The sequence below is a fragment of the Pseudomonas sp. MBLB4136 genome (genome assembly GCF_051904765.1).
Lineage (GTDB): Bacteria > Pseudomonadota > Gammaproteobacteria > Pseudomonadales > Pseudomonadaceae > Aquipseudomonas.
Genome location: NZ_CP196713.1, coordinates 1,770,524 through 1,794,005 on the forward strand (window position 1 = coordinate 1,770,524; position 23,482 = coordinate 1,794,005).

The following is a 23,482-nucleotide window of genomic DNA, read 5'->3' on the forward strand; positions in this document are numbered from 1 at the left end:
CGGTGCTCCTCACACGTCCAGCAGCGCGGGCAGCTTGATGTGCCGGGCGAATACCTGGAGAAACTGCGGGTCCAGGCGTGCGCCCCAGACCGCCAGGAAGTGGCCGACCAGCCAGAGCAGCAGCCCCGGAATCCACAGCTGCAGGCCCAGGCCGACCACCGCGGCCAGGGTGCCGTTGAGGATCGCCACGTTGCGCGGCGCGCCGCCGAGCAGGATCGGTTCGGCCAGCGCGCGGTGCAGCGGCATCTCGAAACCGGGGATGAGTTCACGGGCGCCGTTCATGCGATCAGTGCCCCGCCGGCGAAGCTGAAGAAGCTGAGGAAGAACGAGGAAGCGGCGAAGGCGATCGACAGGCCGAAAACGATCTGGATCAGCTTGCGGAAGCCGCCGCTGGTGTCGCCGAAGGCCAGGGTCAGGCCGGTGGTAATGATGATGATCACCGCGACGATGCGCGCCACCGGACCCTGCACCGAGTCGAGGATCGACTGCAGCGGCCCTTCCCAGGGCATGCCGGAGCCGGCGGCGAACGCCGGCAGGGCAGTACTCAGCAGCAGGGCGCCCAGCAGCAGGGCGCGGGCGGTGCGTTGGCGTACAGCGACGCGGGAGTGGAGGGGATTCATGGTTGATCTCCTGAGGCAATGGACAGGGCAGGAAGGTGGTCGAGGGTGTCGATGGGCTGCAGGCGATAGCCGCGGGGATCGTGACCGACGACCCGGGCGATCTGCTGGACCTGGCGGGCGCGACCGCGGCCGGCGAGGAACACCACGAGATTGACCGCCTCGGCGATCAGCGCCCGTGGCGCCGCCAGGGCGACCTCGAGGATCAGTTGCTCCAGGCGCAGCAGGGCGCCCTGGGCGGAGCCAGCATGGATGGTGGCGATGCCGCCGGGGTGGCCGGTGCCCCAGGCCTTGACCAGGTCCAGGGCCTCGCCGCCGCGCACCTCGCCGACCACCACCCGGTCGGGGCGCAGGCGCAGCGTGCTGCGCACCAGGTCGGCCATGCTCACCACGCCGGGCTTGGTGCGCAGGGCGACGTGGTCGAGGGCCGGGCACTGCAACTCGACCGTGTCCTCGAGCACCAGCACGCGGTCGCCGCTGCCGGCCACCTCGGCGAGCAGGGCGTTGGCCAAGGTGGTCTTGCCGCTGCTGGTCCCGCCGGCGACCAGGATGTTCTGTCGGTCGCGCACGGCGTCGCGCAGGTACTCAGCTTGTCCGTAGGTGAGGATGCCGTCGGCCACGTACTGCGCTAGGGGAATCACCCCGACGGCGCGCTTGCGCAGGGCGAAGGCTGGCCCGGCGGCCACCGGCGGTAGCACGCCCTCGAAGCGCTCGCCGCGCTCCGGCAGTTCGGCGCTGAGCAGCGGCTGGCCGCGATGCACCTCGGCGCCGATGTGGGCGGCGACCAGGCGGATGATCCGCTCGCCGTCGGCGGCCGGCAGGCTGCCCAGCCTGGATCGGCCGCTGGAGAGGCGGTCGAGCCAGAGTGTGCCGTCGGGGTTGAGCAGCACCTCGACCACGTCCGGGTCGTCCAGGGCGGCGGCGATCAGCGGGCCCATGGCCGTGCGCAGCATGCGGGTGTGGCGATCCAGGGAAGCGGCTGCTGCGCTCAAAACGCTGGAAGAGGCGGCGGTCATGGACGCTCTCCCGGGGCCTGCGCCTCCGGCTGAACCTCTTCGTGCACCTCCCTGACCAGGCTACGGCCGCGCTGCAGGTGCCGGCCCAGTTGCTCGACGAACTGACCGAAGCGCAGCTTGCCCTGGGCCCTGGCCGCCTCCTGATGGGCCTCGGGCACCGGTGTGCTGACCGTGAGGTAGTAGCGCACGTAGAGGGCGAGGGTCTCGATCAGGATGTGCTGGTCGCGCTCCAGCCGCTCGAACTGCCGCGACAGCCGGTCCAGGCGCTTGGCCATGGCCACCTCGCGCCGCTCGCCGGACTCCGGCGACAGCCAGGCCGCCAGCGCCGCGGCGATGATCGAGGACTTCGACACGCCCTTGCTGATCGCCAGTTCGTTCAGGCGCTTGGCGTGCTCGGGTTGGATGAACAGGTTCAGGCGGGCTCGGCTCATAGGGCTATTCCGTCGTCAGGGTCGAGGGCGGCCAGCCGCGCCGCGCGCTGCAGGCGCGGGTCGGGCTGGTTGGGAAAGGGGGGCGGGACGTCGTCCTCGTCGAGCAGCAGCAGGTCGCCGGCCAGCTCGTCATGCTCCGGCAACGGCACGCTCTGGGCCAACTCTGGCTCGCGGCGGGGGCCGCCGTCCTCGACGGACTCGGCGTCGGCCAGGCCAGCTGCAGACGCGTCAGCGGCCACTGGCACGGTCAGGCCGCTCCAGTCGTCCGCCCGTGGCGCCGGGGCATCGGCATAGCGGCCGGGCTGCAACTGCGGTGCCGGCAGCAGCCGGCGGCGGAAGTTGCCGTCGTTGAAGTAGCGCAGCTTCTTGGCGCGGATCGGCGCGTGGCCGGAGAGCATCACCACGGCCTCGTCGCTGGGCAGCTGCATCACCTCGCCCGGGGTCAGCAGCGGCCGCGCCGTCTCCTGGCGCGACACCATCAAATGGCCGAGCCAGGGCGCTAGGCGGTGGCCAGCGTAGTTGCGCTGGGCGCGCAGCTCGGTGGCGGTGCCCAGGGTCTCGGAGATGCGCTTGGCGGTGCGCTCGTCGTTGGTGGCGAAGGTCACCCGCACATGGCAGTTGTCGAGGATCGAATGGTTCTGGCCGTAGGCCTTGTCGATCTGGTTGAGCGACTGCGAAATCAGGAAGGCGCGCAGCCCGTAGCCGGCCATGAAGGCCAGGGCCGACTCGAAGAAGTCCAGGCGCCCCAGCGCCGGAAATTCGTCGAGCATCAACAGCAGCTTGTGCTTGCGCGCGATGCCGTCGGTGCCGTCCAGGGACTCGGTCAGGCGCCGGCCGATCTGGTTGAGGATCAGGCGGATCAGCGGCTTGGTGCGGCTGATGTCCGAGGGCGGCACTACCATGTACAGCGACACTGGATGCTCGGCCGAAATCAGGTCGGTGATGCGCCAGTCGCAGCGCGAGGTGACGGTGGCCACCGTCGGGTCGCGGTACAGTCCGAGGAAGGACATGGCCGTGGACAGCACGCCGGAGCGCTCGTTCTCGCTCTTGTTGAGCACCTCCCGCGCGGCCGAGGCCACCACCGGATGGGGACCGTCGCCCAGGTGGGGCGTGCTCATCATCCGCTGTAGCGTCAGCTCGAAGGTGCAGGCCGGATCGGAGAGGAAGTTGGCGACGCCGCGCAGGGTCTTGTCCTCGCCGGCGTACAGCACATGGAGGATGGCGCCGACCAGGAGCGCATGGCTGGTCTTCTCCCAGTGGTTGCGCCGCTCCAGCGCGCCCTCTGGGTCGACCAGGATGTCGGCGATGTTCTGCACGTCGCGCACCTCGTGGGTGCCGCGGCGCACCTCGAGCAGCGGGTTGTAGGCCGCTGAGCTCGCATCGGTGGGGTTGAACAGCAGGCAGTGGGAGAAGCGTGCGCGCCAACCGGCGGTCAGGCTCCAGTTCTCGCCCTTGATGTCGTGGATCACCGCCGAGGCCGGCCAGGCGAGCAGGGTGGGTACCACCAAACCGACGCCCTTGCCCGAGCGCGTCGGCGCGAAGGCCAGCACATGCTCGGGGCCCTCATGGCGCAGGTACTGCTCATTGAACAGGCCGAGGAACACCCCTGCCGGCCGGGTCAGTCCGGCCTGACGTACCTCATCCGCCTCGGCCCAGCGCGCCGAGCCGTAGGTGGTGACCCGCCGAGCCTGGCGGGCGCGCCAGAGGGCCATGCCGATGGCCACTGCCAGCGCCAGCAGGCTGCTGCAGGCAGCGATGGTGCCACCGACGTTGAACACCTCCGGCGCATAGGCATCGAAGACGAACCACCACTCGAACAGGCGCCAGGGGTGATAGATCGGCGTGCCCAGCATCTCGAACCAGGGCGCACCCAGGCGCGCCTGATAGCCGAGCGCGGCCGCCGTCCACTGCGTGGCACTCCATACCCCGCCAAGGGTGATGGCCAACACCGCCAGCACCTGGCCGTACAGCACCGTCGTTGCTTGCATCCTTGCCCCCAACCTCTCCGACAGAACTCACGGCACGCATGGGTGCCGCGGGCGAGAGGTTCGGCATTGGCCGGGAAGGGGTCAAAGACAGTTTCGAGAAGATTTCAGAGCGAGTCGGAAAATGTTCGGGCTCCGGCGGCGAGCAGCTACACGCAGCCGGTAGTGGCGTAGCGCGCAGTTTGCTTGGCAAACTGGGAGCTGTGGGCGACCGGCAGACGTCGATCTGAAGCAGACATATCCTAACGCCTGCTTGAGTGCTCTCCGCAGGCTGTGCTTCAGATCGGGTCGGATGGCTTGGTTGCGGCGTTGGAACTCAAACAGCAAAACATCCGGGATAAGATTTATTGGGAGCCAGGGAATGAATGGGGATCACTCAGGCGGCGAAATGCGCGTCGCTGTACTAGTAGATTGCGACAACGTGTCACCCGATATCTTGGATCATGCGCTTAGAGTGGTTGCCCAGTTTGGGCGGGTGGTGCTTCGGCGTGGCTACGGCAACCACGCTACGCTGGGCAATAGATGGCAGGAAGCATTGGTCCGCCAGGCTTTTACGCCTTGCCTGCAATACCAATACGCTGCCGGAAAAAATACTGCTGACATAGCCCTCGCACTTGACGCTATAGAGGCGCTTTTCGACAAGCGGGCTGATGCCTTCTGTTTAGTAACAAGTGACTCTGATTTCGCCTATCTGTGCCGTAAGCTGCGAGAGCGGGGGGCGACGGTCTGTATTGTTGGTGAGTCCAAAACACCAGACGCACTGCGCAATGCCAGCGATCACTTTTTCGAGTGGGGTCGCTCTGAGTTCACTCCTGATGCGGTGAAGGATACCGGTGCTGCAACGGAGGACTCTGCGCCTAAACGAAATGAGCCTCCAAAGTCATCCGTCAAGCTAAGACCACGGTTTATAGTCGAAGCCGTGTCGCTCATGGCCAGCAATACTAGTGACGGAAAGGTCGCAATGGGTGCGCTGGGCAGCTATCTCCGACGAACCGACCCAGCTTTTTCTCCCAAAAGCTATGGACATTCTGGGCTCTTGGACATGATCAAGACCTATGATCTTCTGGCCTCAGTCCAAGAGCCTGGAGGGCACTGGTCCGTGATGTTGGCTCCTAAAGAAGAGCTACTGACCACGTCTCTCGTGTGACCTTCCTCGATTGCCCGCTTTGACCGTTTTCGGCCCAGACCGTGTAAAAACGCAGCAAGCGATGGCAATCAACTGCCGGGGGATTTTCTCAGCGTCCGGGAGGCCGTGGGAGGCCCAATCAGGCGCATTCGGTGAATCTGGTTGCTACGGCACTTTAGGCTTCGGCACGACTGATGGAGGACGGCAGGACTCGTAAAACAGACCTCAGGCCTTCATGGCTGCCATCGGTATTTGAGATAAATCCCGTCAGAAGCAGTGTCCATGCATATACCCAACATAGAGAAGCATCACGATGAATATCAGGGAACGTATTTTTCTTGAGGTCGATGCAACTGCCAGAAGCCATGGCATATCACGGTTCAACCGTTTTATCTGCGTGCTGATTGTCGGTGCAGTGCTGGTGGCGATATTCGAAACCGAGCAGTCTGTAGCCGAAACCTACCATCAGATGTTCAGGGCAGTGGAGTGGGTGCTGTTTGGAATTTTTCTGATTGAGTATTGCTTGAGGGTCTACGTTGCTCCGATGAATTCCCTGTTTTCGGGAAAATATGGCCGGTTTAAATACATTTTTAGTGTCTGGTCAGTACTTGACCTCTTTGCGCTGCTGCCATTGCTGCTGACCGCATACGATGGCAGCGCTTTTTACTTGCGATTGATCAGACTGTTGCGAATTCTCAGGGCTTCGAAGCTTGGGCGCTTCACAAAAGCCTGGATACTGCTATGGCAAGCCATCTCCAAGCGCCGTTACGAGTTAATGCTAAGTGGCTTGGTCGCATTGATGCTGCTTCTGGTCTCCAGCACCTTTCTCTACCTGCTTGAAGCTGCTGAGCAGCCGGAAGCGTTTGGCAGCATCCCGAGAGCCCTGTGGTGGAGTGTCGCCACGTTGACAACGGTTGGCTATGGAGACGTCACCCCGATAAGCGCCGCCGGCCGCTTTTTTGCCGGTATTACTGCGGTTGCCGGTATTGGGCTGGTCGCGATGCCAACCGGCATATTGGCGGCGGCTTTCAGCGATGCCTTTCAGAGTCAGGAAAGCAAGGAGGCAAGTGATGGCATTTAGATTTCAGCGCCGGATCAAGATCGCACCTGGACTGCGGTTGAACATCAGCAAAGGCGGAGTCAGTGTCTCGGCAGGACCACGCGGAGCAAGCGTTACAGCGGGGAAAAGAGGACTGTTTGCCAGTGTAGGGTTGCCTGGCACGGGTTTGAGTTATCGCCAACGGCTGTTCGCCAGTGATAACAGTCATCAATCCAATATCCGTGCAGCCTCAACACAAACCACTACAGTCAGATTCACTGCCGATGAAGACGGCAACTGTTCCCTGATCAGGGCGGATGGGAGTCTTTTGTCAGACGCTGAAGTAAAGATCGTAAGAAGGCAGCATGGCGACACCATACGACAGGCGCTGGAAGAGCTGTGCAACAGCCGCAATGAATTGCTTGCCGAATTGGGTCAATTTCACTTGAGTACGCCAGAGCCGACAACAGCTCCGCAGTACGAGAGGCAGCCTTTTCCCTCGGCACAGCCGCACTTGACCACCGTCCAAAAGGTGTTGGCACTGATATGGCCACCCTTCAATCGTCGCCAAGAGCAGCTTCATCAGCAGTGGAGGCAAGGCAATCAAGCCTGGGAAGCGGCAGAGCAGCACAGGCACGAAACTGAAACCAGATTGGTGTTTACGTCCACAACCGCTATCGAGGAAACCCTGTCGCGCTACCTATCCGAGATTGACTGGCCCAAATCACCGGATATCAGCTTCGACCTCGGTACTAACATCAGCACTATCGCCCTCGATCTTCAGCTCCCCAATGAAGACGAGATGCCGGACAAGGAGTGGACTCTACCTACGCGCCAATACCGGCTCACGCCCAAAGCGCTGTCGGCCACCAAACGCCGACAGCTGTATCGAGATTATGTTCATGCCATCGCCTTTCGAGTTGTTGGCGAAGTATTTGCCCGTCTGCCGACCATTGAGTTCGTATCAATTTCTGGTTACCGAGAGCGAACCAATCCGGCAACCGGAGGCTTGGAAGACGAGTACATTCTGTCTGCTCTGACTACCCGTAAAAGATGGTCTGAGATTGAGTTGAGCAAATTGAGATCCATCGAGCCGACAGAATCAATGCAGCTATTCGAGCTACGCAGGAACATGACTGGCACAGGGGTCTTCAAGCCAATAGTGCCGTTTGCGGCTGGGGAACTGGAAGCTTTCCAGTCAAGTCAGTCAAATGCCGTGTGATTTGGACCAACAGCATGATGTCACTTTAGGGGAGTCTCCTGGACCGCGTTAATTTGTCCATCAGGTATGTGACCGTCCGCTTCTGGCCGGTTAGCGAGGTCACGACTTATCGAAAACCTTCCTCTTCGTTGCGCATGACCTGAGGCGCCGCCACCCTCGCTCGACTTCGGGAGAAGTGGGATGGCGGCGCCGCGAGTAGCCATGCGACACATCAAAGAATGTCTGCGCTTCAAGCTTGAGGCCGGTTCACGTTCACGATGACCTGTTCAAGTCGCTGCTTGCTATGTGCAGAGACTTTCTGCAGCCCTATAGCACGTGCCATGGCATAGAGCAGGTTATCGACCAGTTCTCCGCGCGCCAAGACCTCTCGCGCCAGAGCCTCAAGCTCTTTCTGACTAATCTCATCAACGGCGCGTAGGCTGTCACTATCGGCAGCCTTTCGGAACGATATTGCGCTGTCATCTTCGAGATGGGATGGCCAATAGAAGTCGCCGATATCTTCTACCGTCTTGCGGTGCGACTTCTCCGCTAGCCGGCTGACGCGTTCCCGAATGCGATTGCCGGTGCGTACCCAGCCATGCGCCCGTGCAATCCGCTGAGCCAGGATAACGTCAAGCACTGGGCCCTCATGGACCACGACGTGAGCGATCATGGCGGTCAGGATGTCGTCGTAATGCTCCTCGAAGAATGCCACCGGGTCAACGGACGCAACGGCGGCAAGCGGATCGACCTTACGGTACACCGCCGACTGTTGTTCAAGTATGGCACCAGAAGTGGGGGTAAATGCCCTCGCATATTGGTTGCTGACCGCAGGGGCGTCGGCCATGCTGCCAACAGGCAGGGCAATCTCCTCCATCGGTGGTGCGTCTTCGCTGGCGACCTCTACTTCCTCTTCCATCACGTCAGCGTGGTGTGCCAAGTCGGCTTGTGCACTGGCGTGGCGGGCACGGCTTTCAGTTAGCAGAGCTTCCAGGCGCTCATGGAGTTTTTCGGCGGTTCCGATGGGGTTGATCCACCAGTCGGTCGACCAGACACGCAATATCTCCCAGCCGAGACCACGTAGCACCTGCTCGCGGAGCTTGTCCCGGTCCCGGGCCGTGGCGCTGCGATGATAGGTGGCACCGTCACATTCAACGCCGGCGAGGTAGCGGCCCGGAGCGTCCGGGTGAACCACGGCGAGGTCAATCCGGAACGCAGAGACGCCAATCTGAGTCGCAACATGCCAGCCCTTGCGGCCCAACGCCTTGGCGACTTGCTCCTCGAAGGGGCTGTCGAAGCTCCCAAGACTATCAGCGGTCGCCTCGATGATTGCGCGCGGACCGCGCTCGGCGAATTCGAGGAAGTGCTTCATGTCTCGCACGCCGATGGACTGGGTTCGGGCCAGATCAATGAGGTCCGGGCTGATGGTGGAGAATACGAGTAGCTCATGGCGGGCGCGGGTAACCGCAACGTTTAAGCGGCGTTCACCACCTGGACGGTTCATCGGCCCGAAGCTCATGGTCATATGGCCTGCGGCATCTCGGCCATAGGTGATGGAGAAGTAGATGATGTCCCGCTCATCGCCCTGCACACTTTCCAAATTCTTGACGAAGACCGGTTCCAATTGGGTATCGGCAAAGTAGCTCTCGAGTGAGGGGTCCTTTCGCCGCTCGGCATCAAGCAGGTCTTCTATGAGGCGCTGCTGCTCGCCGTTGAAGGTAACGACGCCGAAGGTCAGCTTGTTCTCCTTCGCCTCGCGGGTGCGCAGGCGTGCAACGAGATGTGCCACTAGGGCTTTTGCTTCGCCCAGGTTGGTGCGTGAGCCGCCCCTGTCATAGACGCCTTGAACGATGTTCAGGCTTACCGCTCGATCTGATGTGACCGGTGCCGGGAAGGTGACCAGGTTGCCTTTGTAGTACCGATGGTTGGAGAAAGTGATCAGACTTTCGTGCCGGCTGCGGTAGTGCCAATTTAGATCTAGCGTTGGCAGGTTTGCACTCAGGCACTCGTCCAGGATGCTCTCCAGATCCGGTTCGATATCATCGTCTTCATTCGTCGTTTCAGCGCGATCGAAGAAAGAGGTTGGGGGCATCTGCTTCGGGTCCCCAACCATGATCACTTGGCGTCCCCGTGCGATGGCGCCGATGGCATCCCACACCGGAATTTGTGAGGACTCGTCGAAAATGACCACGTCGAACACAGTTGATGTCGTCGAAAGGTATTGTGCAATGGATAGTGGGCTCATCAGCATGCACGGCGTGAGTTTTGCCAGGGCTGATGGAATCGTCGACATCAGTTCACGAAGTGGCTTGTGCCGGGTTTTCTTCGAAATCTCGTGGCGCAGTACGCCCCATTCCGAGGCTTGAGTGACGCTGTCGGGAGTTGGCAGCCCTGCACACAGACGAGCTCGCAGCAAGTCTCGGGTGAGGGCGGTAAGTTGCTCGTCGAGCGCGCGGAAATCTCGGATGCGTTGTTCATGCTCAACGCTGACGAAGTTGCGAATAATCGGCTCTTGGTCGACTGTCGCATTCAACCACCAGCGAGCATAGTTGGCTTGGAACACTTTCTTGATCGTGCCTTGAGCCAGGAGCCCATTCTCAAGGGCTTGTACGAGTGGTCCGAGTCCCAGTGCAGATGCCTCGTCACGGACTTTGCACCACGCGCTCCAAGCATGCAGGCTGTGTTCGGCTTGGACGATACCTTCACACTGCTGACGTAGCGCGTCTAGGGTAAGGCTGCCAATACGTTCTGCGCCTTCGATACTGAATTTCCCAGCCGAGGCCAGTCGCTCCAGGCTGCTATTGAGCTTTGCCGAGGAATCCAGGTACTGCCGACCATATTGGTTAACCAGCCCTTGCGGTTCGAGGAGGGCGTTGCCATCACCCAGTAGCTGCGTCAACGCCGACTTCAGGGCGGTGATTTCATCGGGGGTACGCGCCAGCTGGGAAACGGCGGTTGCGATGTGCCCTTGAAAATTCACTGCGGCCAAGGCCACGTCTGTCTTGGTGTGTAAACCGGTCCAGATGCCGGAGGTGAGGTCACGCAGCTCAGCGTATTCCTTCAGACTCCGTTCGCTGTTTGCCCGCTGTTCGAGCAAGTTGTGCTCTGCCTGCAGTGCCGGCCCACACTTGCCGCTGGCGATCAGGTCATGGTCCTGTTCCAGGCACCCTTCCTCGACTATCGCACGACGTTCTTTCTGGAACGCAATCGCGGCAGCGAGATTGGTTTTGCTCGTGTTGAGATCCTGCCATAGGCCTTTGACGGCTGACTTCATAGACTCGCCGTGGGCAGTAATTTTCCGCTTAAGCGCGCGTTGTTCACGCATCGCGTCGAGTGTGCCCTTCAGCGCAGGGCCGGCCACACCCTGACTGATCAGTTCAAAGCCTACATCCTCCCATTCGCGGTTTTCCTTGGCTGCTTGAATGGCGATTTGAAGCGTTTTCACCTGGTGGATTACAGCTGGATCTGAGCTCGCTCCCCGCCAGAACTCGGCGGTTTCGGAAGCGAGCCGTAGTCCTTCTATCTGCTGACGCACAGTGCGGATTGAGACCAAGTTCTGGAGGTCGACGGGGATGTTGGCTTCGGAGCTACCGTCGATCACCTGACTCAGTTGCTGCTTGATCCGCCGCTTACCCAGCCAGGACTTAGGCCAGAACGATTGGTCGGTCTGGTTCCATTCGTCAAGTAACGCGGCGACATCCAAATCTTCAATGCCGGGGCCGTAGGTAACCGATAAGCACTGATGCAATGCTGCGATTTCGTCAAACAGCTTGAGTGCCTGTGACAGCACGACCATGGTCGGAACGGAGAGTGGCTCCGACAACGACTGCGTCAGCCGGGTGTGCTGCTCAAGAAGCTCCAAGCCATCCTGGCAGGCAGTAATCGTGTTTTGCGGCCAGGGCGCTGGAAGCTTGCCGTTGATCTCGCGATGCAAGTTAACCAGCGCGCAGCCTTGTTGTAGGCGCTGTGCAATGAGACGGGCATCTGGCCTAAGGGCGAATCGCCAGTCCTGTCCGGCTGCCTGGGGCAGGGTGGTGGCGAGAGCGGAGAGGCCGTCGCGCACAGTAAGAGTGAGCTCTGCGTTAGGAAGGTTGGCTGCCCCAATGAAGTTTGCTGCGTCCTTCGCAGTTGAATTGATCGCTGGGATAACCTCGCGCGCGGCTAGAATTACCTGCTGCTGCCAGGTTGGTGACCAATCGTGTTGGCTAATAGCGCCAAGGGGGTGTTCGGTCAGCTTGTGGTACCCAATCGATTGCGCATTTACTTCCAGGCGATCAGTGATTTCCAGCAGGCGATGCAACGCTTCTCGGTCGTGCATCAGTGGTGTGGGCCATGACAGCGAAACGACGGGCAGGTCTTGGCCGGCGATGGTGGCGCCGATTGCGTCGAAGATGCTCAACCCATTTGGGTAACGATGGTGCAATCGATCGACGTAGATGTTGAGGCCCGTGCGCAGCGACTCAAGGCGTTCGGCCTCAGCTTTCCAGGTCTCAGCGTCCGCGTTGCCGCGAGCCTGCCAAGCGGCATTGAGTTGCGACAGCACATCTGTCTTGCTCGCCTTATTGGAATGGACCTCTAGGCAGAATTCGCCCAGCCCCACTTCTCGTAGGCGGCGGTACACCACGTTGAGCGCTGCGATCTTCTCCGAGACGAAAAGCACGCGTTTATCTTCGGCGATGAACTGGGCGACCATGTTCACGATGGTTTGGCTTTTGCCAGTTCCCGGCGGTCCGATCAGGACGAAGTCCTTCTGCTGTGACGCAGCCAGCACCGCTGACAGCTGTGAAGAGTCATAGGGCAGGGGGCAGAAAACCTGCTTCGGACTGTACTCGGCGTCGAGCTTGTTGCTGGCAGGGAAGGGGGTATTGGTGGCTGAGGCATACGCGTCGCGGGGCGTATCCAGCAGATGACGCACCACTGGGTTGTCCCGCAGAGCATCGGTGCGCTCGGTGAGATCTTTCCACATCAGATACTTGGCGAAGGAAAACATTGAGAGAACAACGTCCTCACTCACTTCCCAGCCTTTGATGTCCTTGACTGCATGCGCGACATTGCGCCAGATCGCATCGATGTCCAGACCCGATTCGTCTCGCGGCAACTCGCCCTCGGCAACGCCAAGGTTCAGATCGTAGTCCTGGCGCAGCATTTCGATCAGGGTCGGGTTAAAACGTGGTTCGTCGTCATGCAGGATGATCGTAAAGCCCGAGCGCGCACTCTTACGCTCCAGCGTTACCGGAATCAGAATCAGCGGTGCACGATAGCGCTGGTTGTCCCGATCCTCCCGTGTCCATGAAAGAAATCCAAGAGCGAGGAACAGGGTGTTGGCGCCCCCTTCCTGAAGGTTGGTCCTGGCTCCCCGGTACAGCTCGATCAAGCGGCTGTCGAGTTCTGCTTGCGACAGGGCGATGAATACCTCATTGCGCTTAAGCGCATCCAGGGCGTGTTGCCTCCGAACGTTTTCGTGCTCACGGGCTTCGTAAAGCTCCTTGTCGCGCGGATCCGCGCCATCCATCAGATCCGGTCGTGTCATCAGTTTGATTTGCTTGCCGGTGGCTAACAAATCTTCGAGCGCACCTGGGCTAGGTGCCTCCAGTTTCAGCGCTTTTTTTCCGGCTTTGAAATTGAGCAGGTTGTTTCGTAGAGACAGGTCGAGCAGCTTGCGCTGCCAGCGACCGAGACGATCCCGAGGGTCGAGGCCGGCTACATCCACGGTATCCGCGACATCGCTTGGTAAGGCCATGGGCGCTTCGATCTCGGGGGCAACCACCGGAGTGGTTTCCTCTTGAGCAGCACCACTGCCATGAACTTGCGCGTCGCTGCTGGCCATTGGCTTGATTCGCTGCAAGCGTGCTCGACGAATGTCCAACGCCATTTCGAACGAAGTCTCTTTACCTTCGGCCAGGTGATCCGCCCCACGCTCGATGGCGTAACGCAACCCCACCGACGGGCGCTGGGTTACGAGGGTGGTTTCGAACAGCACGAGTTCGTTGAGCTTCATGCGCTTACGCAGCGCGGCGATATCGTCGACGACGGTTGTCGTGAACTCTTCGTTCTTCAGCCATACGCCGGCAAACGCGTGGCCATGCGTAAAGATGATCAGAGGATTAAGGCCTGCTTGCTCAAGTAGGGCACAAAACAGCATGGTGGTGTCGAAGCAGGTCGCAAGACCGTGCTCAGCCAGGTGGCTGGAGCTTCGCACTTTCTGCCCGTCTCTCTCGAAACTGGCCGGTGGTAGCGCATAGTCCAGACCCATGGACACCACCGTACTCCAGACTGCGGAAACAATTTCCCAGGCATGCTCTGAGCCGCTGGTATAACCATCAAGAGCGGCGCTCTTGCCGTTCTTGCGCAGCAGTTCGGCCGCCTTCTTAAGCAGGGCCTCCACGGCCAGATCGTTGGGCTGCACGAACGCGGCCGTTAGTTCCGGAAGGTGGGCCAGTCCCCCCCACTGATTCCGTGGCAATACTTCCAGCGGGAGTTCAGTCTGAGCAATGACTGCGCGGGGCTCTTCAGGAGAGTCAGCTCTGCAGGTCAGGACGAAATTGAGTGTCGAGTGCTCGGCCTCGGTCAGTTTGGCGAGCATGCCTCCATCGACGGCCAGGTCGAGCCCTGGAATTTGCCGAAAAACCTGCGCCCCGAGCTCCGAGATATGCCAGGTTTTCGGCTTGAAAACTGCTGGATCGGAGGACAGCGTAAGCTCTAGATCGCTGTACTTCGTTGTGGTCTCGTTGATGACGCGTAGCTCACGGATAAGCGGAACAGCATTCTGATAGTCGGCGAGGTTGAGCTTGGCGACGACGGTGGCTTGGATCTTCACCGTTTTGACTGGCGCCGGCTCGATCGGCTCGATTGACGACGTATCTTCGACAATCAAGGTCTCGGAGGTTGGGGTAGCTATCTCAACGCTGGGCAGGTCACTGCTACCGCTCTCAACTACATCATCGCTCATCTGAGCCTCCCTGGCGCTTAAGGTCAGCCATTAGCCAAGCTGAGCCCTCTGGAGTTAATTTCGGTACGTTCTCGCTGCAATGCTTTCCACGAGCCCGCCCAACAAAAAAGCTAGCTAGCGGATCGTATTGCTCGACTATAGGTCAAGCGCGTAGGTAGGGAATCCTGCTGCCCCCCCTATACAAGCATTCCGCCACTAGAATAGATAATCTGGCGCGATGGTAACTGTTTCGTGGGAAGGGTGGCCATTGACTGAATTCAGCGGACGGGAAGACCACCCAGCGGGCCCCCATTGATAGACATACCCAGCCTACGATCTCTTTGAGAACGTACTAACAGTAACATCCAGTACGACAGTATCCGGAGGGCTGCATCATCCTCGCCGAATGATGATGGAGGCGGGGGCGTATGGCCTGGCCTGCAGCTACCGACCGCGTCTGGCCCCTGGGGCTCATCCGCCTGTGACAACCGGCTGCAGTCGACCCAATGCAGCCGGTGGCGATAGGCTGGAGTCGGGCGATTCTGTTGAAAAAGTAGCTGCCACCCCGAGACGCCGGCAGAATTGCTCTGTCAGCGAGCGCGGGGGCGAACAGCATGATGGGACAGTTACCGGGAGGACAGCAGCGGCTGTTCTACTCGTTCAACTTGGAAGAGCATGTCCCGCCGCAACACCTCCTGCGCAGCATCGACCAGTGCCTGGATCTCAGTGACCTGCGCGCCCACCTGGCGGATTTCTATAGTCCCATCGGGCGACCCTCGATTGACCCGGAGTTGATGGTGCGCATGCTGGTCGTCGGCTACTGCTATGGCATCCGCTCCGAACGACGGCTATGCGAAGAAGTGCACCTCAACCTGGCCTACCGTTGGTTCTGCCGGTTGGGTCTGGAGGATGAAGTCCCCAATCACTCGACCTTCTCGAAGAATCGCCACGGCCGCTTCCGTGACAGCGGCCTGTTCCGCTGGTTGTTCAATGAGGTGCTGCGACGCTGCATGGCGGCCGGCCTGGTCAAGGGCGAAGGCTTCGCCGTCGACGCCAGCATCATCAAGGCGGATGCCAGCCGGCAACGTGGGGTGGCGGGAGATGAAGTCGATTGGAGTGATCCAAAGCTCAGCAGCCGCGCCGTACGCGAGTACCTCGAAGCCCTTGATGAAGAGGCGCTGGCTGAGACTCTTCCCAAGAAAATTTCGCTCACCGACCCTCAGTCCCGTTGGACAGCAGCGCCAGGCGGCCCGGCTTACTTTGCCTACTCCACCAACTACCTGATCGACACCGAGCACGGCGTGATCATGGATGTAGAGTCGACTCCGGCGCATCGTACCGCCGAGGTCGATTCGACCAGGACGATGGTTGAGCGTGTCGAAGCGCAGTTCGACCTCACACCGGAACGCCTCATCGGCGACACCGCCTATGGCACTGCGCCGATGCTGGCCTGGATGGTCGAAGAGAAGAACATCGAGCCGCATGTGCCGGTGTGGGACAAGACCGAACGCAAGGACGACAGCCTCTCCAGTAATGACTTCCACTGGAATCAGGAGGCCAATGAATACCGCTGCCCAGCCGGCAAACCGCTGCGCAGTGCATGGCGCACCTTCACCCAGCAAAGATCGCGGGTGACCAAGGCCAACACCATCATCTACCGCTCCAGCCAAACTGACTGCGCCACCTGCCCGCTGAAAGCGAAGTGCTGCCCCAATACCGCATTCCGCAAGATCGCTCGGAGCATCCATGAAGCGGCCCGTGACGTGGCGCGACGCATCGCCAAGACGCCGGAATACCTCGTCTCTCGTTGCGAACGGAAGAAGGTGGAGATGCTGTTCGCCCACCTCAAACGGATCATGAAACTCGACCGTTTACGACTGCGTGGACTGACGGGTGCGACTGACGAATTCACCTTGGCGGCGACCGTGCAAAACCTGAGACGTATGGCCAAGCTACTGCCTCACGGGCCGCCGATCACGGGATAGGTGCGCCTGCGGCGAGCAGAAACCCTCGAAATAACCTTCAGACCTGGGCAAGGAAGCTCAGTGATACGCCGAAAGGCAACTTGAAGTGGCTTCCAGCCACTTCGACAGCAGGCACATCCGGCCGGCTGGCTGCCGCTGAACCTACTTTTTCAACAGAATCGGCCAGAAGCGGACTTTCAGTACAGCCTGCTCAAGTAAAAAAGCCACTTCGGGATTTAACGTGTTGCACTGACATCGACCTGCCCACTAGCCAGCAACGCGCCACGTATAAAGCCTTCCGCCAAGCGGCGTTCAACGAAGTCGCGTACATAGGACGCACTGCCCCCCCCCCCTACTTCCCAACGGCTCTTTCTGAAGCCTCCAGCCATTCGGCCCGGGCATTACGTTGCAGGTGTCCACTTCCGCCCTCATAGCATGGCTACCCCACAATAGCAAATTCCTGCCAGTTCTGGCATTTCAGCTTGATCCAGTCCCCACTCCCATCCCACCGAGTTCTACAACAAAGATAATTTACAAGAAGAATTGCAAGTAAGTTTTGGGATACTACAATTTAGTCAGCCATGATTATTAATAAATGCCAGCTAGCCAATTAGGCTGCGTGCGCAGCTAAAATATTTTTATTCGCGAGCGGGTCTCCGCACGAAGAGCAGGAGGGAATGACAGGTGCATTACTTTGATGATGAAAAATTTGCTCAATACATACTAGGAGAGTCAGGGATTTTTACACCTGATTCTGCACGGATAGTGCAGTTGTGGAATGAAATATCCGAAGAATGCATGGAGCTATATGGAATATATTCGGTCAGCCAAATAGACCATGAAGATTATGAGGGGTTTGAGTACATGCTGGCCCACTATGAAGAATATAGACACTATGAAAGCCACGATGAATGCTCCGCCGACTTTGATTGCAACCTCTATAACGACCCGCGATTCGACATTGCAAATAAATTCAAGTGCCTAATTGATAGCATTAATGAGGCCGCCAGCAGTTTTCAGCTAGATCTGAGAGTATCCAGAAGTGATTCGCCAGAAAAAATCTCTAGCCACATTATTGAAATCACAAAAACACTCATAGAAAAAGATGAATTATTCAACCAAGAAAATCTCTCGCAAGTGCTTGATGACTACTGTATGGATAATTACACATCCATATGCAAAAGTCTTAATGGCAATACCTCCAGCTGCGGACTCAAAGGAATTCTGGCAGCCCAAGACTTCTCTAGGTTTATTGCTGGATTATATGAGGAATTGGGGCGACTGTCGCCTTTTTTAGAGTTCCTAATAAGGCACAAAGAAAGCATATTGAACTTTTTTAATGGACGAAATGTCAGGCTCGTAACCGGCGAGCTTGATTGGGCCAAGATTCGTAAACTATTGAAGAAGGACTTTGCTTACCAAGGACAGGTTGAGCATTTGCTTTTTGAGAGATTCATCTACTCAAAAAACTCTTCCACTCCAACGCTCCCTAGTACGACCTCAAAAGGTCAAGACTTAGAGGTGTCGATTTCAAGGCTCTATGAATCGCTTGGATATAGGGTGACACTAACTAAGACTTCCGGCGACTTTGGCGTGGATATAATTGCCGAGTCAAACTCAGAAACAATTGCGATTCAGTGCAAGAATTACGAATCCCTGGTTGGAGTTGACGCAATCATGCAGGCATACTCTGGAGGTCGTTTTCATGACTGTTCCAGATATTGTGTCGTTACAACTTCAGGTTTTACCGAGCCCGCAAGAGAGATGGCAGATAAGCTTGGCGTTGAAGTACTAATCTATAGCGGAACCAGGTAATATTGTAAGTCATGGGAAAGTGCGGCCGATTAATTCACCAAAAGATATAGTTTATATCATTAAACTATTTAGGGGGAACCCGCCCCTCGGCTTACCAGAGGCTTTTTCCGTGGCTGTTTAGCCCAGTTGCGTGTCCTGAAACCTGGAAGGCGGCGTTGACGCGTTTTACGATCAGGTCGAAGACAGGCTGCCGCAGCAGTAACCCCAACCCCGGTTACACAAAATTCTGCACACCCTATTGGTTCCGGTCTTTCGTAATGGGCAGCTTCCAACTCAGAGCAGCCACTCGCGACTGGCAACAACCGGTCAATAAATGAGAGTTTACCCTATAAATTAATTCGTCCAATTTTTCTGTCCCGCAATGGCTATTTGAAGTCTTTATGTGAGAATTTTTTTATGTCGGCATGATTTTCCTCGCCAAGGATCACTGAACGAACCTCAAGAGTCTTTTCGTCCAACTTCTTGTAATAGACCCGAAGGTTTTGCGACCACCGCCCTATGTATTCGTCTTTCCATCGAATCTCTGTTGGCTCAATTTTGCACCAGAACTTGAAATGCTTTCCGTCTGATGGGCGCAGATAAGAGACCTCCACGATACCCTCTTGGGAAGATAAAACCTTAACTGCTCTGGCACTGTGTCCGTTATTTGTGGCAATGGCTGCTTGGCACAGTTGTGCATCGTTGAACGCTGGCGCAGCGATAAGCACTGGCGATATAAAAATCGTTGCGATGAGAACAAGAAGAGCCCGCATGATTTTTTCTCCGGTTAGCCTCAACGCCAAGGTTCAACAGCAGGCCCCTAAGCCTGGGCAAGAAGCACTAACATTCGGTGGTGCTAGGCATGCGGTCACTGGGACTGTGAAGTCGATTTGCAGAATACGCACTTGGACCAATCGTATTGGGTGGACATGCCGTAGCGCCTGGCAATTGGACAACTGTCTTTGTCGCTGCAGTCGGTACGCGAGACAGTACGGGCGAGTTCTGCCCCGTTGTTGTCCAAGAGAATCTGGTGATCTCGATTAATGGTTACGGTGCGGCCTACTAGCGTGCAGGCGAATGCTGTGTTCGTGGACTCAATATGGCTGCGTGTCATCTGTTTTCCCCCGGTAGAGATGATGGATACGGATGAGCGAATTGTGGGCCAAACGATGTACACACGACAGCTTAGACGGCCGCAAGCGCCCAGTCGATAAAGGCGAAGGGCAGAGTGCGAGGGGGAAACTCGTGTCCGACAAAGGGGTAGATTTTTTTGGTGTTTGGATGTCCGCTTTTTGCCGACTTCAGCCTGTTGCGACAGGCCAAAATTTGCGAGTTGCACTGACTATCTATCTGGGGGTACGGGAGTTGATGCGAGTGCGTGTCGTCGTCAGGGGGCGTAGATGGGGTTCGACAGCGGCACCGGTGTCGCGTCCTTTATCCCAGCATCTGCGAAGCTGCAGGTCAGTCCGCGGAAGACGAAGCGTTTGTAATTGAGCACCGGCATGTTCGCCCAGTAGCGCTCCTAGTGATGCTGGACCTCGGCAATCGCAGTGTCCATTCTGTCGACTAGGCAGAGCACGCTGAAGCTGCGGTTGCTGAAGCGCGAGCCGGTCGGGTTCACATGGGTAAAGGGCGCTGTAGGAACATTCCGGAATACCGAGCGGGATTTGCTCGCGGTGAATTAGCTCTAGCCGGTTACGCTCATTCTTCAACCTGGGGTTGGTCAGTGCCTGAAGCTGACTGAGCACGTCGAAGTCTCGGCGTCGGCCACGTCATCGAACAGGGCGATGGGGGAGGCTTGGAGTTGAGCAGGCGGTAGGCCTGCAGGCTGTTGCCCTTCAGGGCGGCAAGGCCGTCGAGCGCTACCACTGGGCACTGCGAAGAGTACTGATGCACCGGAACGTCTCGTACAGCGAGATCATGTCGCCCTGGGCCATGACCTCAAGCGGCGCGCGCCCGTTGAAGAACTCGTTGCGGTTCGCCATCGCGGGGAAGCCGTAGACGTTTTCCGGGTTGTCGAACACCTGGCGCAGTGCCGCGTGGATGTTCAGCACGAAGCTGATGCGTTGCATCTGATCGTCGTCCAGGCTGACCGACCACGCCGAGTCCTGTTGCCGGGCTCGGGTGTAGGTGCTGCGCGAGATGCGCAAGATGTGGCAGGCCTGCTCGCAGGACGCCTTCGACCTGTCCAGGATATTCAGCGCCGCACGCAGGCCCGCTGCGCATTGGCTTTTCGAGAGGCTCTGGGCTTGGCTGGCAGTTTTCATGGCGTGGGGGCAATCTGGGTCTAAAGACTCAAGGTCAGCATTATTGAATCAGTAGCTCAAGCCGCCCGAAGGTATAGCCGACTCGGCACTGTTACGGGAAACAACAGTACCCATCGACCTATGCCAGCTCGCGAATAAGTTCCGGATGCTTGCTCAGGATACGGATCAGGACAGTGGCCTGATCATTGGGCTTCGAACGGTTCTGTTCCCAGTTTTTCAGGGTCGCCGGCTTGGCGTGGATGGCTTGGGCAAAGACCCCCTGCGACATCTGCAGCTTTTCCCGCAGGGCGACGATTTCCGCACCAGTCGCAGGCTCAATTGGTTTGTATTCGACCTTGTGGGTGCGCAAGGTGCGTTTGCCTTCGCGTGCCGCAGTCAGGTCGTCGAAGCCTTCGATCAGCTCAGAAAATATATTGCGCTTGGTCATGGTGATTCTCTCGCTTTCACTTCTCGATCCAGCAGTGCCTTCAGTTGCTTGCGCTGGTCATTGCTCAGCTCGTCGAGTTCGTCCTTGTCATACAGGGTAAAGAGCCAGAACTGCGACCCGCTGTGCCAGTAGTAGTAAATAACCCGAATCCCGCCTCGCTTTCCCTTGCTGCGTTTGGGGTCGCCGAAACGGATCTTCCTCAGTCCGCCGGTGTGGGCGATGACCGCGCCGGCCTCCGGGTTAGCCAGCAGCATTTGCTGAAACGCCGAGTACTCTTCGTCGTCCAGATAGCTCTTGCGATTGCGTTCGAACGGGGACAGTTCGACGAACAGTGCTTTCATATATGTGCGCTATTTGCGTATATTTATAGAGGTGCGGTGCATCCTGTCAAGAAGCGTGTTGCGCCGTACGAGGCAGTCGATAGGCCAAAGTGTCTCTGCGCGGTGACATTGTTTGAAGCACCCAGCCTGGCTCTTCGGTAGCACGACCCGGCCGGCGAGTCCGATTGTCCTTCGACTCTGAGGCGCCTGTTCATCAAGCGATCTCTAATCGTTGCGCCTGGTCATCCAGGCAGCTCTGGTCATCTGCAGGTATCACTCGGCCGATAAACCTTCCGAGTTGCTCGGACGGTTCGCCCTCGCGCCGCACCAGGTAGGTGGTCAGCATTGCCGGGCAGTCGGCCAGCGGCCGGGCCACTACATCGGGGTTGTTGAGCCCGGTGATCTTGGTCAGGCTGGAGAAGCCCAGCCCGTAGCCGGCCGCCACCAGCGCCATCATCAGGTCCAGGGTCGGTACGCGGTCGGCGATGGTCAGCCGGGTATTTACCGTGCCCAGAACTCGCTGCAACTGCTGCCAGAAGCCTTCGCAGACCTGGGGATCGCAGAGCACCAGGGGGTAGCGCACCACCTCGTCGAGCGGCACGTGGCGATAGCTCAGCAGGGGATGGCGGGTCGGTACCGCCACCACCAGCGGATCGAACCAGACCGGTTCGGCCACCAGGCCGTCGCCGACTTCGGCGGACTGGGCCAGGCCAATGTCGAACAGGTCGTCGTTCAACCCTCTGACCAGCTCGCTGAAGCTGACCTCAGCCAGGCAGATCTCCACCTCCGGCTCTTCCTCGCGGCACTGGGCGAGCAGGGTGGCCAGGCGTGCCTGGGGGATGCCGTCGGACAGCCCGACCCGGATGCGCCCGCGGTAGCCGGCGGCGGCACTCTTGACTCTGGCCTTGGCCTGGTCTACCACGGCCATGATCCGGCGCGCTTCCTCCAGCAGCACCTGGCCAGCCCAGGTCAGGCGGGTGCGCCGCGTGGTGCGCTCGAACAGTTGCACGCCCAGGCGGTACTCCAGTTCCTTGATGATCCGCGAGAGCGGCGACTGTTCGATATGCAGGCGCGCAGCCGCCCGGGCAAAGTGCAACTCCTCGGCGACGGCGATGAAACAACGAAGATGGCGCAACTCCATGCCCACACCTCCTGGCGATGAATCAGCTATAGGGTTCGGCTTGCACGTCGCTGCTCCAGCTCGGCTGGCGACGCAGGTTGATGATCTGCAGCAGGGCGCCCAGGGCGGCCACGCCACCGGCGCTGGCGGCGAGGGTCCAGGTGGGCAGCTGCAACAGCAGCACGAAGCCACCGGCCGCGGCACCGATGGCGCTGCCCAGGTAGAGCGCCGACTCGTTCAGCGCGATGGCCAGGTTGCCGTCGCCCTGGGCTTGGCGTGCCAGGATCAGCTCGTTGTTCTGCGGCACCTGCAGCGCCCAGCCGACCGCGCCCCAGACGGCGATGGGCAGCATCACCAGCCAGGTGCTGAGGGCTGCGGCCAGCGGCAGCACGAACAGCGACACGGCGAGGATCAGCATGATGGAGAAGGTCAGCACCGGGCCCTTGATACGATCCACCAGCGGGCCGATCAGGAAGCTGCCCAGCACGCCGCCGATGCCCCAGACCCACAGGTAGGGGGTGACCGAGCGCACCGCCCCATAGTCCGGGTCGGCCAGCAGCGGGGCGATGAAGGTGTACATGCCGAGGCTGGCGATGGCGGCCAGCAGCGACACCAGCAGGATCACCAGCACATGGCCGTCGCCCAGGATCGCCAGCTTCTGGCCCAGGGTGCTGGCGGTGGCGGCCGGCAGTGCCGGAAGCTTCAGCAGCAGACCGAAGAAGGCCAGTAGGCCGAGCCCGGTAACCAGCCACAGGGCGGCCTGCCAGCCCAGTTGCTCGGCGATCAGCAGGCTGAGCGGCACGCCCAGCACCACGCCGCTGGCCATGCCGCCCATGATGATGGCGATGGCCTGGCCGCGCTTTTCCGGGGTGGACACCGCCGCCGAGGCGCCGATGCCCATGGCCAGGTAGACGCCGGCGCCGATGCCGGCGATGGCGCGCCAGGCCATCAGCGCGGTGAAGCTCTCCGCCAGCGCACTGGCGGCGTTGGCGATGACGAACAGGCCCAGGGCCAGCAGCAGGCCGGCACGCTGGCTGTGGGCCGGGGTCAGGGCAACGAAGATCGGCGAACCCAGGCCATAGGCCAGGGTGAAGGCGGTGACCAACTGCGCGGCCACCGCGACGGACACCGCGAACGAGGCCTCGATCATCGGGATCAACCCGGCGGTGACATAGGAGGCCATGCCGAGGGCGAAGGCCCCCAGCGCTATCAGATAGATGGGGGAATGCTTGGGTGTGTGCATGCTC

At 59.3% G+C, this 23,482-nt stretch carries 17 protein-coding genes and 1 pseudogene; 5 read left to right on the forward strand and 13 right to left on the reverse strand.

Annotation, left to right across the window (positions count from 1 at the left end):
- Nucleotides 1-9: 9 nt before the first annotated feature.
- The 5 genes from ACSX1D_RS08310 to ACSX1D_RS08330 are packed head-to-tail and all read right to left on the reverse strand — an operon-like array spanning nt 10 to nt 4,052.
- Nucleotides 10-282 carry a VirB3 family type IV secretion system protein gene (locus ACSX1D_RS08310; protein ID WP_439861783.1) on the reverse strand — a complete coding sequence of 91 codons (273 nt, stop codon included), beginning with the start codon at nt 280-282 and terminating at the stop codon, nt 10-12.
- Nucleotides 279-620 carry a TrbC/VirB2 family protein gene (locus ACSX1D_RS08315; protein WP_439861784.1) on the reverse strand — a complete coding sequence of 114 codons (342 nt, stop codon included), beginning with the start codon at nt 618-620 and terminating at the stop codon, nt 279-281. Before ACSX1D_RS08315 ends, ACSX1D_RS08310 begins: the two co-directional genes overlap by 4 nt.
- Nucleotides 617-1,633 (reverse strand): P-type conjugative transfer ATPase TrbB, encoded by a 1,017-nt coding sequence (gene trbB, locus ACSX1D_RS08320; protein WP_439861785.1) that lies wholly within the window; start codon nt 1,631-1,633, stop codon nt 617-619. The genes ACSX1D_RS08315 and trbB overlap by 4 nt, the downstream gene beginning before the upstream one ends.
- On the reverse strand, nt 1,630-2,064 hold the full coding sequence (locus ACSX1D_RS08325; protein ID WP_439861786.1) for a CopG family transcriptional regulator: 435 nt from the start codon (nt 2,062-2,064) through the stop codon (nt 1,630-1,632). The genes trbB and ACSX1D_RS08325 overlap by 4 nt, the downstream gene beginning before the upstream one ends.
- Nucleotides 2,061-4,052, reverse strand: coding sequence for a conjugal transfer protein TraG (locus ACSX1D_RS08330; RefSeq protein WP_439861787.1), 1,992 nt, complete (start codon nt 4,050-4,052; stop codon nt 2,061-2,063). The genes ACSX1D_RS08325 and ACSX1D_RS08330 overlap by 4 nt, the downstream gene beginning before the upstream one ends.
- 358 nt (nt 4,053-4,410) lie before the next feature.
- Between ACSX1D_RS08330 and ACSX1D_RS08335 the strand changes: the two genes are divergently transcribed.
- The 3 genes from ACSX1D_RS08335 to ACSX1D_RS08345 all read left to right on the forward strand — a co-directional run bounded on the left by ACSX1D_RS08335 (nt 4,411) and on the right by ACSX1D_RS08345 (nt 7,436).
- On the forward strand, nt 4,411-5,196 hold the full coding sequence (locus ACSX1D_RS08335; protein ID WP_439861788.1) for an NYN domain-containing protein: 786 nt from the start codon (nt 4,411-4,413) through the stop codon (nt 5,194-5,196).
- A 292-nt stretch (nt 5,197-5,488) separates the two neighbouring features.
- Nucleotides 5,489-6,256 (forward strand): potassium channel family protein, encoded by a 768-nt coding sequence (locus ACSX1D_RS08340; RefSeq protein ID WP_439861789.1) that lies wholly within the window; start codon nt 5,489-5,491, stop codon nt 6,254-6,256.
- Nucleotides 6,246-7,436 (forward strand): DUF4236 domain-containing protein, encoded by a 1,191-nt coding sequence (locus ACSX1D_RS08345; protein ID WP_439861790.1) that lies wholly within the window; start codon nt 6,246-6,248, stop codon nt 7,434-7,436. Before ACSX1D_RS08340 ends, ACSX1D_RS08345 begins: the two co-directional genes overlap by 11 nt.
- Before the next feature lie 229 nt (nt 7,437-7,665).
- On the opposite strand, the gene ACSX1D_RS08350 is transcribed toward ACSX1D_RS08345, so the two are convergent.
- A complete protein-coding gene (locus ACSX1D_RS08350) occupies nt 7,666-14,364 on the reverse strand; it encodes a DUF3320 domain-containing protein (RefSeq protein WP_439861791.1) in 6,699 nt (2,232 codons plus the stop codon).
- A gap of 593 nt (nt 14,365-14,957) precedes the next feature.
- Here ACSX1D_RS08350 and ACSX1D_RS08355 point away from each other — a divergent pair.
- A complete protein-coding gene (locus ACSX1D_RS08355) occupies nt 14,958-16,328 on the forward strand; it encodes a transposase (RefSeq protein ID WP_439861095.1) in 1,371 nt (456 codons plus the stop codon).
- A gap of 663 nt (nt 16,329-16,991) precedes the next feature.
- Nucleotides 16,992-18,122, forward strand: a complete 1,131-nt coding sequence (locus ACSX1D_RS08360) for a restriction endonuclease (protein WP_439861792.1) — start codon at nt 16,992-16,994, stop codon at nt 18,120-18,122.
- A 365-nt stretch (nt 18,123-18,487) separates the two neighbouring features.
- On the opposite strand, the gene ACSX1D_RS08365 is transcribed toward ACSX1D_RS08360, so the two are convergent.
- The 7 genes and pseudogenes from ACSX1D_RS08365 to ACSX1D_RS08395 form a co-directional block, all read right to left on the reverse strand.
- Complete coding sequence (locus tag ACSX1D_RS08365) at nt 18,488-18,874, reverse strand: hypothetical protein (RefSeq protein WP_439861793.1); 387 nt, start codon at nt 18,872-18,874, stop codon at nt 18,488-18,490.
- 589 nt (nt 18,875-19,463) lie between these two features.
- Nucleotides 19,464-19,970, reverse strand: a pseudogene (locus tag ACSX1D_RS08370) (RES family NAD+ phosphorylase); the annotation flags it as partial.
- Nucleotides 19,964-20,368, reverse strand: coding sequence for an antitoxin Xre-like helix-turn-helix domain-containing protein (locus ACSX1D_RS08375; RefSeq protein ID WP_439861794.1), 405 nt, complete (start codon nt 20,366-20,368; stop codon nt 19,964-19,966). The gene ACSX1D_RS08375 and the pseudogene ACSX1D_RS08370, both read right to left, overlap by 7 nt.
- Before the next feature lie 118 nt (nt 20,369-20,486).
- Nucleotides 20,487-20,795, reverse strand: coding sequence for a helix-turn-helix domain-containing protein (locus tag ACSX1D_RS08380; RefSeq protein ID WP_439861795.1), 309 nt, complete (start codon nt 20,793-20,795; stop codon nt 20,487-20,489).
- Nucleotides 20,792-21,136: a toxin gene (locus ACSX1D_RS08385; RefSeq protein WP_439861796.1), complete on the reverse strand. Its 345-nt coding sequence runs from the start codon at nt 21,134-21,136 to the stop codon at nt 20,792-20,794. The genes ACSX1D_RS08380 and ACSX1D_RS08385 overlap by 4 nt, the downstream gene beginning before the upstream one ends.
- Nucleotides 21,137-21,329: 193 nt before the next feature.
- Complete coding sequence (locus tag ACSX1D_RS08390; protein WP_439861797.1) at nt 21,330-22,256, reverse strand: LysR family transcriptional regulator; 927 nt, start codon at nt 22,254-22,256, stop codon at nt 21,330-21,332.
- Between the two features lie 22 nt (nt 22,257-22,278).
- Nucleotides 22,279-23,478: an MFS transporter gene (locus ACSX1D_RS08395; protein WP_439862282.1), complete on the reverse strand. Its 1,200-nt coding sequence runs from the start codon at nt 23,476-23,478 to the stop codon at nt 22,279-22,281.
- Between the last annotated feature and the right edge of the window lie 4 nt (nt 23,479-23,482).

Excerpts from the sequence above, each read along its gene's own strand:
- trbB (WP_439861785.1), bottom strand. The coding sequence starts at position 1,633 with ATGACCGCCGCCTCTTCCAGCGTTTTGAGCGCAGCAGCCGCTTCCCTG.
- ACSX1D_RS08350 (WP_439861791.1), bottom strand. The coding sequence starts at position 14,364 with ATGAGCGATGATGTAGTTGAGAGCGGTAGCAGTGACCTGCCCAGCGTT.
- ACSX1D_RS08310 (WP_439861783.1), bottom strand. The coding sequence starts at position 282 with ATGAACGGCGCCCGTGAACTCATCCCCGGTTTCGAGATGCCGCTGCAC.
- ACSX1D_RS08335 (WP_439861788.1), top strand. The coding sequence starts at position 4,411 with ATGAATGGGGATCACTCAGGCGGCGAAATGCGCGTCGCTGTACTAGTA.
- ACSX1D_RS08340 (WP_439861789.1), top strand. The coding sequence starts at position 5,489 with ATGAATATCAGGGAACGTATTTTTCTTGAGGTCGATGCAACTGCCAGA.
- ACSX1D_RS08395 (WP_439862282.1), bottom strand. The coding sequence starts at position 23,478 with ATGCACACACCCAAGCATTCCCCCATCTATCTGATAGCGCTGGGGGCC.
- ACSX1D_RS08355 (WP_439861095.1), top strand. The coding sequence starts at position 14,958 with ATGATGGGACAGTTACCGGGAGGACAGCAGCGGCTGTTCTACTCGTTC.
- ACSX1D_RS08330 (WP_439861787.1), bottom strand. The coding sequence starts at position 4,052 with ATGCAAGCAACGACGGTGCTGTACGGCCAGGTGCTGGCGGTGTTGGCC.
- ACSX1D_RS08315 (WP_439861784.1), bottom strand. The coding sequence starts at position 620 with ATGAATCCCCTCCACTCCCGCGTCGCTGTACGCCAACGCACCGCCCGC.
- ACSX1D_RS08375 (WP_439861794.1), bottom strand. The coding sequence starts at position 20,368 with ATGAAAACTGCCAGCCAAGCCCAGAGCCTCTCGAAAAGCCAATGCGCA.
- ACSX1D_RS08385 (WP_439861796.1), bottom strand. The coding sequence starts at position 21,136 with ATGAAAGCACTGTTCGTCGAACTGTCCCCGTTCGAACGCAATCGCAAG.
- ACSX1D_RS08345 (WP_439861790.1), top strand. The coding sequence starts at position 6,246 with ATGGCATTTAGATTTCAGCGCCGGATCAAGATCGCACCTGGACTGCGG.
- ACSX1D_RS08390 (WP_439861797.1), bottom strand. The coding sequence starts at position 22,256 with ATGGAGTTGCGCCATCTTCGTTGTTTCATCGCCGTCGCCGAGGAGTTG.
- ACSX1D_RS08325 (WP_439861786.1), bottom strand. The coding sequence starts at position 2,064 with ATGAGCCGAGCCCGCCTGAACCTGTTCATCCAACCCGAGCACGCCAAG.
- ACSX1D_RS08365 (WP_439861793.1), bottom strand. The coding sequence starts at position 18,874 with ATGCGGGCTCTTCTTGTTCTCATCGCAACGATTTTTATATCGCCAGTG.
- ACSX1D_RS08380 (WP_439861795.1), bottom strand. The coding sequence starts at position 20,795 with ATGACCAAGCGCAATATATTTTCTGAGCTGATCGAAGGCTTCGACGAC.